Genomic DNA, 14,947 nt, shown 5'->3' on the forward strand with positions numbered 1-14,947 from the left:
TTGATCATTACGCCAAGTGACTTTCGACTTCGTCCATCAACTCATGAATCAACGCTGAGCCAGGGCTCGTCATGCTGAAATTCAGGTGTTTATCGATCAACTCGACGGTCTGTTCGGCCGTTGGGAGTACCGTGTCAATAAACAGGTGCTCGCGGTTGATCGACTTGAAAAACGAATGAAGCTTGGTATCCCAGCGCAGGCCAATAGACGTGATACCCAGCGAGTAGGCAATAATATTAGCGTGCAACCGGTGCGCCACGATCAGGTCGTAACGGTTGATAGTGTTCACCAGATCACTGGGCGTTTTCGGTTTGTCTTCACACACGTCGACCAATGGTCTACACGCGTTGTAAATTTCGTCTTTCAGGAACTCGTCTTCGCTCGCGCCGTTTGTAAACAGTGAGACGTGATACCCCTTCCGATCGAGCAACTCGACCAGGCTTTTGAAGTAACTGCGGGTATGCTCTTGGAAAGGTTTGCCGAGTCGCCCTTGCACATCGAGCCCCTTGGGATTGGAAATACAAATGCCGATCCTTTTGTGCTGATCGCAAGGCACGCTTTCAACTTTATAGCACTGCTTGGAATTGACCCCAGGGTCCGGAACGACCTTGACGTCGAGGTTCGGGTTGATCAATCGGATGAAATTCTGCCTGGACTCTTCGTCGCGCACCGAGATCGACTGTGGATTGAAGTTTTTTAGCGCCCGTCGAAACAGTAGTTTTCCCAGAGGACTCAGCGTGGGTGATACGCCGACAAACGCGATCACGGTTTTCAAAGCTGGCAATTGCTTGGCGGTCAACGACAGAAAATACAATTTAAGCGGGAAGTTGAGCTCTTCATCGAGAAACAGTTGTCCACCGCCTACGGTCAGCAAATCAGCCTCGGCCAGTTTGGATCGCCAGGATTTACGCCACACCCATTGGTATTTCAGATAGAAAAATAACGCCAGCAAAGGTTTGCGGCCGACGGCCGGAATAGCGTGGAGCATCCTGAATTTAAGATCCGAGGAAGTCGCGCCCGTTTCGAAATCATCCCGCCCGGCAATGTCCAAAGGTGACACCTTCGCGGCCTTCTCAGTGCTGTTGTACAAGTTCTTGATGTTTTCAAAAATGATTCCGTCGCCTAGGTTCTGACTGAACGGAACCCCTCCAATCACGATATTCATGCGCGCTCCTGAGTAGAATGAAAGCGGGTCAACAAAGCCGTCAGCAGCACGGCTAGCACGATGATTGCCGCCGTCAGGTTGACCCCTAGCAACATCGCGCCAGTGGTCAAGGTGTAGTGGTGGTCGATTAAGTGAAGGGTGAAGCCGGCAAGGCCGACCAGCATGGCCAGCAGCACGTAATGGTTGAATCCGGATGACTTGAGAATGGTACGGCCAGACTGGATGACGGCAAGGCTGACTGGCAGGATCGCCAGCTGCGACAACCCGATGCCGCTGAACGCTTCGCCGAAGATCAAAGCCGGAATGCGATCGCCCCCCAAAATCAACAGCCCGCCATACACTGCGCTTGCCCCTACACCCAACAATGCCAACTGCGCGCATTGCCGGTAGTAGGCACCGTTGTCCTCAGCCCGCAGTTTCATCAGCCTTGGCAGGTAGTGATTGGACAGAGCAATACCAAAGTATTGAGCTGGCAGGATCAAGGTCATGACAATGCGAAAAAAGGCCGAGCCAGCAGTGTCACCGGAAGCCAGCAGGAAGATCACCATGCCATGGGTCATCGTCCACAACACAATTTGGGCGGCGCTGTTGCTGATGCTGAAGCCAACCCAGTCGCGGGGCTCGATGACGTATCGTTTCCCAGTGCCTAGGCGTCGCCAGAAAAACAACGCAGGAGCGCCGAGGCACAGGGCAATCAGGGCAACGATCAAGTCGAGCGAGGCGCTCTCGAGGAGCAGCAGCGTGGACAGCACGGCCACTTGCAACAGGGGCGGAACCAGCAGGCCGGACGTCTTGCGATTGAGAATGGCCAAGCTGCGCAAGGACCAGTACATGATAAACGCCATGAAGAAGAACGGCATCAGGACGACCGTCAATGGGCGGCCCGTGGTGATCGCGAAGTAGCCCGTGGCAACTACCGCGAGCGCAACTACCGGATACAGTATATTCAACAGGCTGCGCGGTTCGAGCGACTGCCCGCGCCGGCCAAACATCAGTAGGATATCGGCGGCGGTGCTGGCATGAATGATGCTGAGCAGAATCACCGACGAATACAGTGCAGAGAACAAAGCGAAGTCATTGAGGTTCAGTGCGCGTGCGGCAATGACTTGGGTGAGGAAGAAACCACCCGTATAGGCGCCCTGTTCCGCTAATGTCCCAAGTATCTTTTTCATATGTGTCCTGGAGGTGTGAATCTTATATTGCACGTGCAGTAACGAGCGGCCTTAAAACTCAGGCGCGCTCGGCTTTAATTAAGGGCAGCGCACTAATTAAACACTTTCTGACTTATATTCGTAATTATAATAACCGTAATCGGCATAGCCATATTTTGCCGAGGCGCGCTTTTCAACGCCATTAAAAATGGCGCCTTTCAATTCAATGCCATTTTGAGCAAAGCGACGCATGGTCAATTCAATTTCACGAACCGGGTTAAGCGCAAAACGCGTCACAATCAAACTTGTGCCCGACTGGCGGCCGACAATCGCCGCGTCCGTTACTGCGAGCAGAGGTGGGGTATCCAGAATAACCAAGTCGTACTGGGCGCTGACTTGCTCCAGAAAGGCACTGAAGTTCGCATGCATTAGCAGTTCTGAAGGGTTGGGCGGTATTTGTCCGCGACCGATAACGTCAAGGTGCTCGAATTCAGTTTTATTGATCGCGGTTGCCAGGTCGCAGCGCTTGACGAGTAAATCAGAAAGCCCGTTTTCAGCGGGAGTTCCAAATACCTTATGCAAATACCCTTTGCGCATATCCACGTCGATCAGCAATACACGCTGGCCGGTCTGAGCGATCACTGCTGCGAGGTTGGCGGAAACGAACGTTTTACCAACCTTAGGGCTCGGGCCGGAGATCATCAGGCGATTATTGCCGGCTTCGAGCATGGCGAAGTGCAGACTGGTGCGCAGACTGCGCAAACCTTCTATGGCCAGGTCGGTGGGGTGACTGCTTGCCAGTATGGGGGCGACCTTGTTGGCGCGGCCTCGGCCGTTCCGGAGGATTTTGCTTTCTTCACCTTTTTGCAGTGTGCTGAAAGGAATCGATGCGTACACCGGCAACCCCAGCTGTTCAATTTGGTCCGGATTTTCCACGCCGCGGTTAAGGGCTTTTCGAAAAAGCACCAATGCAGTAGCCAAGAAAGCCCCGAGCAGGGTGGCAATGAGTACGATCAGGACTTTTTTGGGTTTAACGGGCTTGCGCAGATCCACATCGGCTGTATCGATCAAGCGCGCGTTACCCACGGTGCCGGCACGCATTACATCCAGTTCCTGGGATTTATTCAGGAGCTGGGTATAAATTTCGGTGCTGACTTTTACATCGCGGGTGAGGCTAAGCAGTTCTTGCTGTGTTGAAGGCAGACCCTCGACTTTTTTGGCCAAGCCGTCCTGCTTCGCTGTCAGTTCACCTAATTGGCTGAGCAAGGCCCGATAGGCGGGATGCTGGCGGGTAAACTTGCGATCCATTTCCGCTTGCTGCAATTTCAGTTCGGAGATGCTGGTATCAAGCGCCACGATCTGATCGAGAATGGCTTTGGCTTCCAGACTGATATCGATGGATTTACTACGAATTTGATACTTGTTCAGGGCGTTTTCGGCTTTCTCCAGATCTTTCCGGACCTGAGGCAGTTGATCTTTTAGAAACTCCAAGCTTTGAGCGGCTTCGGCCGATGTCCGCTCGACATTTTGCCGTACATAGAGCTTTGCGATTTCATTGAGGATTTGAATGGCTTCAGCCGGTTCCTCGCTTTCAAGAGCCATTCCGATCATACCGGATTCTTTACCGCGCTCTGATACTTCCAGTACCTTTTGGTACTTCAAAATACTGGTCAGGCGTGGGTCACGCACAATGCTGAACGTTGTACCAGGATTCGCCTGCAACACTTCGACTTGCAGTTTAATGCCGTCCTGATCATAGGCTTGACCCACTTGGCCTTCGATCAGGACATTGTTGTCTTCATCCAGCAAAGTGAAGTGGCCACTTTCACCGCTGATGAGAGTTAATTCCTGACCCAAAAACTCTTGTGGGAGTTCGAGCTGAAATATTTTCAGGGTTTCGCCACCCCAGGCAAAACTGTTCATGCCAAGTAATGGCTTTGCGACTGTATTGACCGTGTCTGGTTTGAACCGACGAGCAATAAAGTCGCCGATCACCGGAAACCGGTTCGGCTCGACAGTAATATCGAGCGATAGATTGTCGACAACCTTGCCGACGATGGCGCGCGATTTGATTAATTCAATTTCTGTGGCTGAAGGTGACTCTTTACCCAACATGCTGTTGATGTCGGAGAAGCCGAGCATGTCATTTTTTTTGGCCTCCACCTGTATCAAGGCAGTTGCCTCGTAAACAGGAGTGGCCAACACCGCATACGCCGTACCAGCGGCCATAGAGGCAGCAGTTATCCCGGCAATCAACCATTTATGATCGACCAGTGTCCCGAGTAGGCCCATCAAGTCGATATCATCATCGTCATGTGAGGTTAATGCTGGAGTTTGCTGCATAAGTGAGTTCTTTTTAACAGGTATCGAGGAATGGTTTAGCGTGCGAGACGCGTTGCCCAGGCGGTTACTGCTTCTTCAATCAACGCGTATGCATGCACAAAAGCAGGTTTGCCTTGACGGTAGGGGTCGCTGATTTCGCGGTTGTTCTGCCACTTGCCCAGCAAGAAGACTTTTCCACGCGCTTCAGGCGCGATCTTGAGAACGCGGTCTATATGCGACTGCTCCATCACCAGGATCAGGTCCGATTCGCTAATGGCGGCAGGGGTCAGTTGATTGGCCTTGTGCTCTTGTGGCAGATGGCCGTGTTCTTCCAGTACGATCCGGGCGGTGGGTTCGATCGGGTGGTCTTGTAGCGCGCCAAGACCCGCGGAGCTGACTTCGATGTCGGACCGGACCAGTGCTTCTCGCAACAATTGCTCTGCAGTGGGGCTTCGGCAAATGTTGCCAATGCAAACGATTAGAATCTTATTAAACAAGGCAACCTCCCTGGAAATTCCACACTTGCGGTGATGGTGCAATTGGAAAGACTGAAATTCTGTTTTTCTTCAACGGCACTTTTTTGACGACTTGCAGCTATTGGGTATATGCCTCTTTCCGTGAGGAGTTACCGTGCTGGATCAGCTTTCTCACTGCGAAGACTCTGGTCTGCTGAAATTTGGACTTCGAGCGTGCTTGACAGTTGCTATGCTAAAAATCATAACTGCCAACCCATGACAACATCAACCATTAAATGCTATGCGACCAGTGATTACCAAGTTGCAAAAAAATATCCACGTATAAAGGCAGATATTAAATAACATTCCCGGTTTTTATCGGACGAATTATAACGTTTTCGGTTTTTTTGTGTTGTCCTGCATTGGGGTGTGTTAGGCGTTGTGAGGTGTGGTTTGATGAGAAGTGTAAGGGAGTTACTTTGGATAAAGCGTTCTCTAGCATTCGGTTATTGCCAAAAGATTTCGCGTTTTTTAAAGGGCGAAGTTTCCATGATCGGCCAATTCCGTTTTTCAGGTGCGTTTCCATCCTCGGGAAAAATCCGTCGCAAGGTCGTGGAGAAAGCCACGGAGCTACTTGATCACATAAGCGCAGAAGGGGTTGATTGTGTTGCTTCGGCTGCTCGAACGACCCTGCCTGGGAGTCTCACCGCTAGCGCATGATATTTGGTTCAATGCAAGGCGAGCCAGGACGAGCGTGCAGAGATCAATCTGGTTAACCAGGGATATAGCTGCTTTCGCTCTACGGACCGGCGCGAGCGTGATTTGCAGGAGGGGGGAGCTGCGAGTGTTGCTCCTGATGACGCTGCTGCAGTGTGAGCAAACGATTAGCATGCCCTTGTTGGTATCAGTAAGCATTGAGGCGGCGCATTGCTCACTTGTAATCATCGGAATCTTCCTTGCGCTGTTGCGGCAAACTCCAGTGTTGTCGCGTCCTTACTGAAACGCCTACTCAAGACTTCGAGGCCTTGCCGCCGTGGGGGAGTGTGGCTTGTCCGCGAATAACAATGGCGCGTAAATGAAAAGTCGCCGTGTTCTCTTCGCGGGCGAACCCAGCTCCCCACGGGGTGGTTGTCGCTCAAGTTTCTTAAGTTGCCGGTGCTAGTTTCACGCCGCCTGATTCTGCGGGTGCGCCCTCAATAAATGTCTTTTGACAGCAAGGTGAACGGCGTCTTCACCAGGATTTTCACATCCAGCCACAACGACCAGTTATTGATGTACTTGAGGTCGATCTCGACGCGCTTCTGCATCTTGTCGATGGTGTCGGTCTCGCCGCGGCAACCGTTGATTTGAGCCAGCCCGGTGATACCCGGTTTGATTCGATGGCGAGCCATGTAGGCGAGAATCTTGCCGGAGTAGTAGTTGTTGTGCGCAACGGCATGAGGGCGAGGTCCAACCAGCGCCATATGACCTTGCAATACATTGAAGAGCTGCGGCAACTCGTCAATGGAAGTGCGACGGATAAAGCGCCCGATCGGGGTAATCCGCGAGTCGTTACGACTGGCTTGCTTCACCTCGTGATCGTCGTGCACGCGCATGGATCGAAACTTCCAGACTTTGATAACCTTCCCGTTCCACCCGTGGCGTTCCTGTTTGAAAAATACCGGACCGTGGGAGGTGAATTTGACGGCCAGGCCAATGAGCAAAAGTAACGGGCTTAGAGCGATAATGGCCATCAGTGCCACGCATTTATCGAGCAGGCTTTTGCTCAACGCGGCTGTGGGTTGGCTGCTCAGCGGGCATTCAATCAAATGGATTGCCGGCATGCCATCCACATCACTGACCGAGTGATTGAGCAGCGTCAGGCTGTTCAAGTCCGGAACCCAGACAACATCGACGTTGGCATCCAGCAAGTCGAGATACATTTCTTCGATTTGTACCGCTTCGCTCAAGGGGAGCGTGATGTACAGGCGTCGGATGTCATGAGTCTTGATCAGTTCGAGCAGTTCCTCTTGCGGGCCTACGACCGGTGGCACGCCTGTCTCCAGCAAAGGAGTGGTGTCGGAGCTTACCAGGCCGACCAATGGGAAGTGCTCGAGGGCACGAAGCTTGTTAGCCAACCCCAGTGCCAGCTCACCAGTACCCACTATCAGCGTTCTGCGCTCAATTTGAAGCGCCCGTTGGTAGTACTTCGAAAAACCATGCAGTGGGACGTACAACAGTGCCTGTCCGATGTAGCTGCCGATAGCCCATACAAGAATGATTTGACGAGAAAACAGTTCGTTGGCCTTACAGAGAAAGGCGACAATAGCTAACGCTGCCAGTGTCATTGACCAACCCATCAGTAGTCTTATCAACCCTTCCAGGTAATTGTCTTTCTTTGCATAGACGCCGCACCATGTATAGGCCGGAACCGATGCAAGCACCGTAAGCGTTGCGCATACTCGATAATAGAACTCTACCGTTCCAGTCTGGTAATAAACCATTAGAAGTAACAGGGCGACAACAAATCCCTGACCCAGTGCCCACTGTCCCCAGAAGGTCAATCCTTTGAGGTTGGTATTTCGATTGATACGAAGATTGTTAACCATGCGATATCCCCAAAATACGTCCATTCGCGTTTCGACAGACAACTGCCAAAGTTGATGAAGCAGAGTTATTGTTTTTATAAGATGGCGCTGCATTGATGAGCGAAACGCCAAGGAATGGCGCTCTCGTCAGTGAGTAGATTAATTTATTAATGCGAGTGCTGTCTGACGACTTCTAACGAGTGGGCGGTGTATATGGTTGATATATCTGGGCGAGAGCAGCGTTAGAAATAGTCTGGGTTCAAATTTGTTAACACGGCTTTTTAGAGGGGGCGGGTGGAGAGGGGGAGGTAAATTGGCGTGCTTTTTTATTGTTGTATTGCACTGCCGGGGCGAGCGCCTGAATGGTTCAGGCTGGTCTTTTTACGCGTACGATTTTTTGTATCAGGCAGTACCCACGATTCCTTACTGCACGGAAAAGACGTTCGCCGTTACTGGCGTTTTTAAACTTCTCCTGTAGTCGGCTCAGGCACATTTCGAGACCCCGATAGTGTTCAGGTTCTCTGCCGATGCTGCGGATAAGATCGTCCTTGCTGACCACGCGATCTTCATGGTGCAGCATTTTTTTCAGCAGCGTGGCCTCCAGGCCAGTCAAGGCAATCTCCACGCCATCTTTGGTCAGCGCGCCGTTGGCATCGCTCAGTCGCCAGGTTTCAGTCAGTGGAGCGTGCGGTTTGGCCGCCTGGGAGACGCATTCCCTGGTGTCATCTCTGGCGTTGTCCGCAGTTGATGTGAAGTGAGTAAATTTCGTTACGGATTGGACTGCTTGCCATTCGGACTTGAACGTCGAAAGGATGCGCTGGGTATCATGCTTGATAACCGGAGGAACCATCTTGGCTACCTGCGGGGAAATAAATTCCATAAGCTTGGGGGCAGAAGTGGGTGGGGCAACGCCTTCATAAAACATCTTTGCCTGTGACGTGCCGTAACTGTTATATCGCTTGCTGGTCAGTAATGCCTCAAGCTCTAGTTGTAGTGCGGGGTTGTGAGTAACCACGACAAAGTATTTTCTAGGGAGGTTTGTGCTGCTATCCATGGCTCTCTCCTGATTTGCACATCTGGGTGTTGATTTAAAGGTTGTCGGCGGGGGAGTAATGGTTCCCTTGGAAGTAATCAAAGGGCAGCGCACGTGCCAGTATATGGCTGGCAGCATGCTCGACTCTGTCTGCTATAAAGGAGACTTTTGTGTTGTGAGTGAGCATGGTCATGCGTTCGTGGAAGCGATTGAATAATTCTGGATTGCCGCTGAGCTTGAGACTCAAGTCTAGAGAGGAAGTGGAAATCTTTATATAGTCGAATAGATTCAGGGTTGTAAAGATTTCGATACTTTCATCGTCGATGTTGTAATCGTCGAGCGCGATTTCTATGCCGTGATCTTTCAATAGATACACGTTATGAAGGATTTTCTTTTTTTCTGCGAAGCTGACTGCCGAGAGGGGTAGTTCATTGAGCGCGATAACCAGTGTCTGGCCAAATTCGCGCAGAGCAGCGCCGGACTGTATCAACTCTTCCGTGAGCGCAGAGTTGGCGAGGTCCGACTGTTTTACGCAAACAAAACTACGGCTTAAGTACTTGCTCCCGTTAGTGGTGTCGCGATCTTTTAGTGAGAACGCAATCAGCCTGGTTTGCATCAGTACTTCACTGTAGATCCCACTCATCTGATACGCCTCTGGCGCGCAGGGCGCGGAAGCAGAATCGTCAAAATGTATTCTGATCTCGCTGGCAAACGGGCAGTCATCCCGAGTGAGGATCAATTGTCGAGACAGGTAATGCTCTGCGTGATCGTAGAATCGCACGCTCCCTGTTGCGTTCATAAAACAGAAACTCCCTTTTACATTAAGAATCAGGTTGTCGAGATCAGACCCCTGATTAAACGATATCCATGCCCACGGATACTTTGAATGGCGTTGGTTCCATACATGCCTTTTATTTTGCCGCGAAGGCGACTGATCGACTTTTCCAAGGCTCTTGGGTCATAAAAATTTATATTCAGCCCCATGATCCTGGCGATTTCATCATGGCTCAATATTTGGTTTTTGGTCTGAGAAAAAGCCTCAAGAATTTTCATTTCTGCAAACGATACATCCAGTTTTTTATACTCGCCAATCAGGCACATGCGAGTAGGGTCCAAAAGCAGATTATGCTTTTTTTGCCATTCTGGACTGTTAAAAAATTCGGACAGTACGTCACATTTTTTGTCTGCAAAAGTATCGCAATTAATACAGTAGTCGGCCCCGGCAAAGTAATACTTCATCTTGTTGTAGGTGCCTCTACCGGTGATGGCTACGAAAATTATTGACGCCAGATTTTCGGCGCGAATATTTTCTACCGTGGTGAGGCTTTCAACAAATGCTTGAGGGCTGTCGATTACGATAAAAATTGCACGGTATGAATCAGTATTCTTGTTTCTTTTGAATGAGTTGCTATAGCACATTGCATCAACGGCAATATCCTTGCCTACGTGGCTTGCGACTAATTCCCTAAAGCCCTCAGCTAGCGTGTGGGTTCGCCCAACGGTGAGAATACCTTTCTCCTCCTTCGCGTAGCTGTGGTCTGTAGTCGTTATTTTCCCTGTAAGCATCATGCTTTGACTCGGCTGGGTGCTGGCATTTGAATGTTAAAGCACCCATTCTCGGTTGTGACTGACAATTGGTAACATTTCACTCGTTTTTCAAGCGGTCGCTACCTTTTTTTAACGTTGCTGGTGATTCTCACGTGATCGTTTGCTTACCAATGGCTCAAGAGGCCTGATGGCCTATTGGAATCTCGCGGGCTGACAGGTCATATCATTGTGCCATCTTTTGTCCCGATGTCCCGGTTTTTCGCATCAATACGACCGTGGATGCCGCTAAAGTTCCCGCGGCTTGATTTTTTTCATTGGGTGCCATGAGGCAGTAGGGCTTTGTTGATTCAAGTGCGAGTGATTGCTCTTGTTTGGCTCGGAGCTATCCAATATTAACCGTTATATAACGTTCATGTTGGTGGTGTTGACCATGGACATTTCATAACATTGAGTTTTATTAGTTTGTCTAATGCGCTTTACTTTCGTGTTGGCGTTGAATCAGAGCGAAGTCGACGCATGGGTATTTGTCGTTGAGGGAGGAATTAATGGATCTTTGGACAACCATATCAGTGTTGGTTTTAGGGATGGTCGAAGGTCTGACGGAGTTTTTGCCGATATCAAGTACAGGGCACCAGATTGTTGTCGCGGACTTGCTCAGCTTCGGCGGCGAGCGAGCCATGGCTTTTAACATCATCATTCAATTGGGCGCGATCCTGGCAGTTGTCTGGGAGTTCCGTCGCAAGATTCTCGAGATCGTTACCGGCTTACCGGCTCAACGCAATGCACAACGTTTCACCTTGAATCTATTGATCGGTTTTCTTCCGGCAGTGGTCCTGGGGGTGTTGTTCGCCGATAAGATCCATGAGTATCTGTTTAATCCAATCACTGTAGCAGTGGCATTAGTGGTGGGTGGCATCATCATGTTGTGGGCCGAGCAGCGGGAACATGTGGTGTCTGTCGAGCATGTTGACGATATGCGCTGGGCCGACGCCCTCAAGGTCGGTTTCGCGCAATGCCTGGCCATGATCCCGGGCACCTCGCGCTCCGGATCGACGATTATCGGTGGGTTGCTGTTTGGTCTGTCGCGTAAGGCTGCCACGGAGTTTTCGTTTTTTCTGGCGATGCCGACCATGGTCGGTGCAGCAGTGTATTCAGGCTATAAGTATCGGGATCTGTTTCAGGCTGGCGACCTGCCAGTATTTGCGCTGGGTTTCGTGACGGCGTTCTTTTTCGCCATGATCGCCGTGCGTGGTTTGCTCAAGTTCATCGCCAGCCACAGTTACGCCGTGTTCGCCTGGTACCGGATCGGATTCGGTTTGCTGATTCTGGCAACGTGGGTATTCGGTTGGGTTGACTGGACCGAAGCTGCAGCGCTCTGACACTTGCACCAGGCTGCAGGACATGCAGCCTGGTCGCAGGGCAGCGGCTAACCGTTAACGCCCCTCAAGCAACTCCGCCGCTTGATCCAGCAAGGCCAAAGGTTCTTTGGCCTTGTGAATATCCACCGACAATAACTGCCGAAACTTGCGTGCTCCCGGAAACCCGGTGCCCAGCCCGAGCACATGCCGGGTGATGTGGTGCATCGAACCACCTGCAGCGATGTGCGCCGCTATATAAGGACGCAACTGCGCCAGCGCCTCAGCCCGGCTGATCACCGGCGCCGTGCTGCCGAACAGCTGCTGATCCACCTCGGCCATCACATAGGGGTTGTGATACGCCTCGCGGCCCAACATCACGCCGTCGAACGTCTGCAAATGTTCGTGGCAGGCCTCCAGCGTCTTGATCCCGCCGTTGAGAATAATCTCCAGTTCAGGAAAGTCCGCCTTCAACCGCGCCGCCACGTCATAACGCAGGGGCGGGATGTCCCGGTTCTCCTTCGGCGACAACCCCTCCAGAATCGCAATCCGCGCGTGCACGGTAAAACTGGTGCAGCCGGCATCCCGCACCGTGCCGACGAAATCACACAGTTCTTCGTAACTGTCGCGCCCATTAATGCCGATACGGTGCTTGACCGTCACCGGAATCGACACTGCATCACGCATCGCCTTCACACAATCGGCCACCAACTGCGGATGCCCCATCAGGCACGCGCCGATCATATTGTTCTGCACCCGATCACTCGGGCAGCCGACATTCAGGTTCACCTCGTCGTAACCATGCTCCTGAGCCATGTGCGCGCAGGCAGCCAGGTCCAGTGGAACACTGCCGCCGAGTTGCAGGGCGAGCGGGTGTTCGGCTTCGTTGTGACGCAGGAAGCGTTCGTGGTCGCCGTTGAGAAGCGCGCCAGTGGTGACCATTTCGGTGTAGAGCAGGGCGTTTTTTGACAATAGGCGCAGGAAGAAGCGGCAGTGTCTATCAGTCCAATCCATCATGGGTGCAACAGAAAACCTCCTGGATACCGAATCTGCTGGATAGGCCAGGTTTTCTGTGGGTTTCATCGGCATTTAGCTACTTCTCATTTGCTACGGTTTACTACGGTTTTTGCTTAATATTGAGTGAGCCTTGCTGCTATGTATCAACGCAAACCACTCGTGTAGCAAAATCCATGGGATCGATCACCGTTCGCAAGCGCAAGGATGGCTCTGCAGCGTACACCGCACAGATCCGCATCATGCAAAAGGGTATGACAGTTTATCAGGAAAGCCAGACCTTCGATCGCAAGACCACGACCCAAGCCCGGCTCAAGCGGCGCGAAGCTGAGCTGGCCGAACCTGGTGCAATTGCCAAGGCCCATCGCAAGGGCGTGACGGTCAAGGAAATGATCGAGCCCCCTCGGCCTCCCGTTTCCGGGGTGCCGAGGGCACTAATGCCGGTAACGCTAGTCAGATCTTGCCGAAATTGACACAGCAGTAGCCCATATCGTCCTTCTCCTGGGCCTGCCGGAATTCAGACGGCACCCATTCGCAACGCGTGACCAGGCCTGGGCTATTCAGTCCTTTGAGAAATGGCAGCAGCCTGCCGTGACTCAAGTCGCCACCGTAGCCGATCTCAGACACATAGAGCACGTGGATCGGTTTCTTGTCGCGCAAAAAGGCAAAATATGTCATGTGGTCCACTACGACATTTTCTGCCGACTCCGCAGGAATACCACATGACGCCCCCAGTTTGTTGATTGAATCCAAGTGAAGCTGAGTCCCCAGCACCGGAATCGAAAGTGGCTGCCCGGGCAAGCTCGATTGAGCGAAGGAGGAGTTGCGTGTGATGTCAGGGGTCACGAGGGCTAACAGTGTCACCATCGACGCCATAGACAGCAGCAACAACAGTGAATAGGCGACTAGCGTGGGTATGTTACTCGGCTTCACTGCGCGTCGGGAATGCATCAACAGGGCTGTGATGATGATCGACACAGGCATGAATTGAATGCCTGCATAAAAATTCTGGATGTTGTAAAAAAACGCATTGATCAAATCTGCGCCGACCAACAACAGCGCCAGCACCACAGACGCAGACACTTGGCGGCGAACCACTTGGAACAGAAATACCGGGATGCTTACAACGTGGATTCCGATAATAAACGCGTACAGAAAATAATAAATGGCAAGATTGAGGTACGGCAACTCTTCAAAGCTACCGACCATAGGAGGCAGCCAGCCTGATTGAAAAGTGGCATTAAAGGTCAGATGTATCAACACCCGGTCAGGGAAGCTTATTAAATTATTGTATGCGGCGCTGACAAACTCAGCTGGTGCAGAGAACAGCATACCCGGTAACAATGTGTTGGCCGCCAGCATTTTTTGAATGTTCGGCGCATCCTGACAGCCCGCCAGCGCGCTGAAATAGTGAAAGTTCTGAATGCACAGAACCACGACGAACAGCCACAAGCCATAGCGAATCGCTTTGTGGTACGTTGCCGTCGCGAACCACACGGCCGCTAGCGCGAATGGTGCATAGAACATGCTCTTCGGGTGAGCATAGAAAAATAATGTCAGCAACAATGCAAGCCCAACAGTCATTGCCACCTGCGCGCGCGCAGACTTCTGCTCCTTGAAGAAGAGCGCCAACAAACAAAGCACCAGGATCGGCAGCATCAGAAGTTGTTCAGGGCGCGACAAGACCCACAGATAGGGTAGGACGCCCAGTGAAGCCACCGCCACCAATCCAGCGAAACGCTGAAGAGCCCCTCCAACATCACGCGCCTGCGCCAAGCACCAATACGCGAGCAAGGCAAACCAGATCAGCGATAAAGAAATACCGCTCACTCTCAAGCCAAAAGGACCCAGGTGGGCATAGATCGCCGACAGTAATATACCGGCCGGATAAAATACCCATGAAACTGTCCGCCCTGCAGTTGTTGTGCATTGTGGATAAAGGGTAACCGCATTTCCGTCCTCCAGAAATAGCCGCGCAACCCTGAATTTTGTCATGACTTCATCGGAGTAAACCGGAAGAAATACCCCGCTCAGTAATACAGCAAAGAACAATGCCAGAACAATTATTGGAATTTTATTTGTTAAAACATCTCTCATTCTTCAACACCCAGTCGATTTAAAAATCGATTATTCAAAATTCGTCAGTAAAGGCTTATTAATCGGCGCCAGTGATAGCCCAATCCCAGCATTGAACCTGCATTGTCCCCATTGAACCTGAAAGCTCTCTGGAAACTCCAGGTAAGTCCTCAGATGTGCTGACATGCACTCTGACTACCTGAAGCGAGCCTGTAAAATCACTTCGTTACGCCAGTGCGCCCGGTAATCCCCCATTTTTAG

General features: G+C 51.6%; 11 protein-coding genes and 2 pseudogenes. 3 read left to right on the plus strand and 10 right to left on the minus strand.

Annotation, left to right across the window (positions count from 1 at the left end; genetic code table 11):
* Window positions 1-7 precede the first annotated feature (7 nt).
* From AC1RS8_RS12070 to AC1RS8_RS12085, 4 genes are all read right to left on the minus strand, one after another.
* Entirely contained in the window at window positions 8-1,165 is a 1,158-nt protein-coding gene (locus AC1RS8_RS12070) for a polysaccharide pyruvyl transferase family protein (protein WP_489340112.1), read from the minus strand.
* A complete protein-coding gene (locus AC1RS8_RS12075; protein WP_489340113.1) occupies window positions 1,162-2,337 on the minus strand; it encodes a polysaccharide biosynthesis protein in 1,176 nt (391 codons plus the stop codon). Before AC1RS8_RS12075 ends, AC1RS8_RS12070 begins: the two co-directional genes overlap by 4 nt.
* 96 nt (window positions 2,338-2,433) lie before the next feature.
* Window positions 2,434-4,659 (minus strand): polysaccharide biosynthesis tyrosine autokinase, encoded by a 2,226-nt coding sequence (locus tag AC1RS8_RS12080; protein ID WP_489340114.1) that lies wholly within the window; start codon window positions 4,657-4,659, stop codon window positions 2,434-2,436.
* 35 nt (window positions 4,660-4,694) lie between these two features.
* The gene (locus AC1RS8_RS12085; RefSeq protein ID WP_489340115.1) at window positions 4,695-5,135 is read right to left on the minus strand and encodes a low molecular weight protein-tyrosine-phosphatase; all 441 of its coding nucleotides are present in this window, start codon (window positions 5,133-5,135) and stop codon (window positions 4,695-4,697) included.
* Window positions 5,136-5,816: 681 nt separating this feature from the next.
* Here AC1RS8_RS12085 and AC1RS8_RS12090 point away from each other — a divergent pair.
* Window positions 5,817-5,921, plus strand: a pseudogene (locus tag AC1RS8_RS12090) (transcription/translation regulatory transformer protein RfaH); the annotation flags it as partial.
* A 365-nt stretch (window positions 5,922-6,286) separates the two neighbouring features.
* Here AC1RS8_RS12090 and AC1RS8_RS12095 read toward each other — a convergent pair.
* The 4 genes from AC1RS8_RS12095 to AC1RS8_RS12110 form a co-directional block, all read right to left on the minus strand.
* Window positions 6,287-7,681: an undecaprenyl-phosphate glucose phosphotransferase gene (locus tag AC1RS8_RS12095; protein ID WP_489340116.1), complete on the minus strand. Its 1,395-nt coding sequence runs from the start codon at window positions 7,679-7,681 to the stop codon at window positions 6,287-6,289.
* Between the two features lie 346 nt (window positions 7,682-8,027).
* Window positions 8,028-8,714, minus strand: coding sequence for a winged helix-turn-helix domain-containing protein (locus AC1RS8_RS12100; protein WP_489340117.1), 687 nt, complete (start codon window positions 8,712-8,714; stop codon window positions 8,028-8,030).
* 34 nt (window positions 8,715-8,748) lie between these two features.
* Window positions 8,749-9,492, minus strand: a complete 744-nt coding sequence (locus AC1RS8_RS12105) for an EAL domain-containing protein (protein ID WP_489340118.1) — start codon at window positions 9,490-9,492, stop codon at window positions 8,749-8,751.
* Between the two features lie 29 nt (window positions 9,493-9,521).
* Window positions 9,522-10,262 (minus strand): winged helix-turn-helix domain-containing protein, encoded by a 741-nt coding sequence (locus AC1RS8_RS12110; protein WP_167362854.1) that lies wholly within the window; start codon window positions 10,260-10,262, stop codon window positions 9,522-9,524.
* Window positions 10,263-10,786: 524 nt separating this feature from the next.
* Here AC1RS8_RS12110 and AC1RS8_RS12115 point away from each other — a divergent pair.
* Window positions 10,787-11,620: an undecaprenyl-diphosphate phosphatase gene (locus AC1RS8_RS12115; protein WP_489340119.1), complete on the plus strand. Its 834-nt coding sequence runs from the start codon at window positions 10,787-10,789 to the stop codon at window positions 11,618-11,620.
* Window positions 11,621-11,674: 54 nt separating this feature from the next.
* Here AC1RS8_RS12115 and dusA read toward each other — a convergent pair whose 3' ends face one another.
* Window positions 11,675-12,679, minus strand: a complete 1,005-nt coding sequence (gene dusA, locus AC1RS8_RS12120; protein WP_489340611.1) for a tRNA dihydrouridine(20/20a) synthase DusA — start codon at window positions 12,677-12,679, stop codon at window positions 11,675-11,677.
* Window positions 12,680-12,786: 107 nt separating this feature from the next.
* On the opposite strand from dusA, the pseudogene AC1RS8_RS12125 reads away from it, so the two are divergent.
* Window positions 12,787-13,008, plus strand: a pseudogene (locus tag AC1RS8_RS12125) (site-specific integrase); the annotation flags it as partial.
* A gap of 55 nt (window positions 13,009-13,063) precedes the next feature.
* On the opposite strand, the gene AC1RS8_RS12130 reads toward AC1RS8_RS12125, so the two are convergent.
* Window positions 13,064-14,707 carry a hypothetical protein gene (locus AC1RS8_RS12130; RefSeq protein WP_489340120.1) on the minus strand — a complete coding sequence of 548 codons (1,644 nt, stop codon included), beginning with the start codon at window positions 14,705-14,707 and terminating at the stop codon, window positions 13,064-13,066.
* Window positions 14,708-14,947: the final 240 nt, after the last annotated feature.

Source organism: Pseudomonas sp. GW821-FHT12A04 (assembly GCF_058807755.1).

Coding starts and splice junctions, on each gene's coding strand:
- AC1RS8_RS12070 (WP_489340112.1), bottom strand. CDS start 1,165: ATGAATATCGTGATTGGAGGGGTTCCGTTCAGTCAGAACCTAGGCGAC.
- AC1RS8_RS12075 (WP_489340113.1), bottom strand. CDS start 2,337: ATGAAAAAGATACTTGGGACATTAGCGGAACAGGGCGCCTATACGGGT.
- AC1RS8_RS12080 (WP_489340114.1), bottom strand. CDS start 4,659: ATGCAGCAAACTCCAGCATTAACCTCACATGACGATGATGATATCGAC.
- AC1RS8_RS12095 (WP_489340116.1), bottom strand. CDS start 7,681: ATGGTTAACAATCTTCGTATCAATCGAAATACCAACCTCAAAGGATTG.
- AC1RS8_RS12100 (WP_489340117.1), bottom strand. CDS start 8,714: ATGGATAGCAGCACAAACCTCCCTAGAAAATACTTTGTCGTGGTTACT.
- AC1RS8_RS12105 (WP_489340118.1), bottom strand. CDS start 9,492: ATGAACGCAACAGGGAGCGTGCGATTCTACGATCACGCAGAGCATTAC.
- AC1RS8_RS12110 (WP_167362854.1), bottom strand. CDS start 10,262: ATGATGCTTACAGGGAAAATAACGACTACAGACCACAGCTACGCGAAG.
- AC1RS8_RS12115 (WP_489340119.1), top strand. CDS start 10,787: ATGGATCTTTGGACAACCATATCAGTGTTGGTTTTAGGGATGGTCGAA.
- dusA (WP_489340611.1), bottom strand. CDS start 12,679: ATGAAACCCACAGAAAACCTGGCCTATCCAGCAGATTCGGTATCCAGG.
- AC1RS8_RS12130 (WP_489340120.1), bottom strand. CDS start 14,707: ATGAGAGATGTTTTAACAAATAAAATTCCAATAATTGTTCTGGCATTG.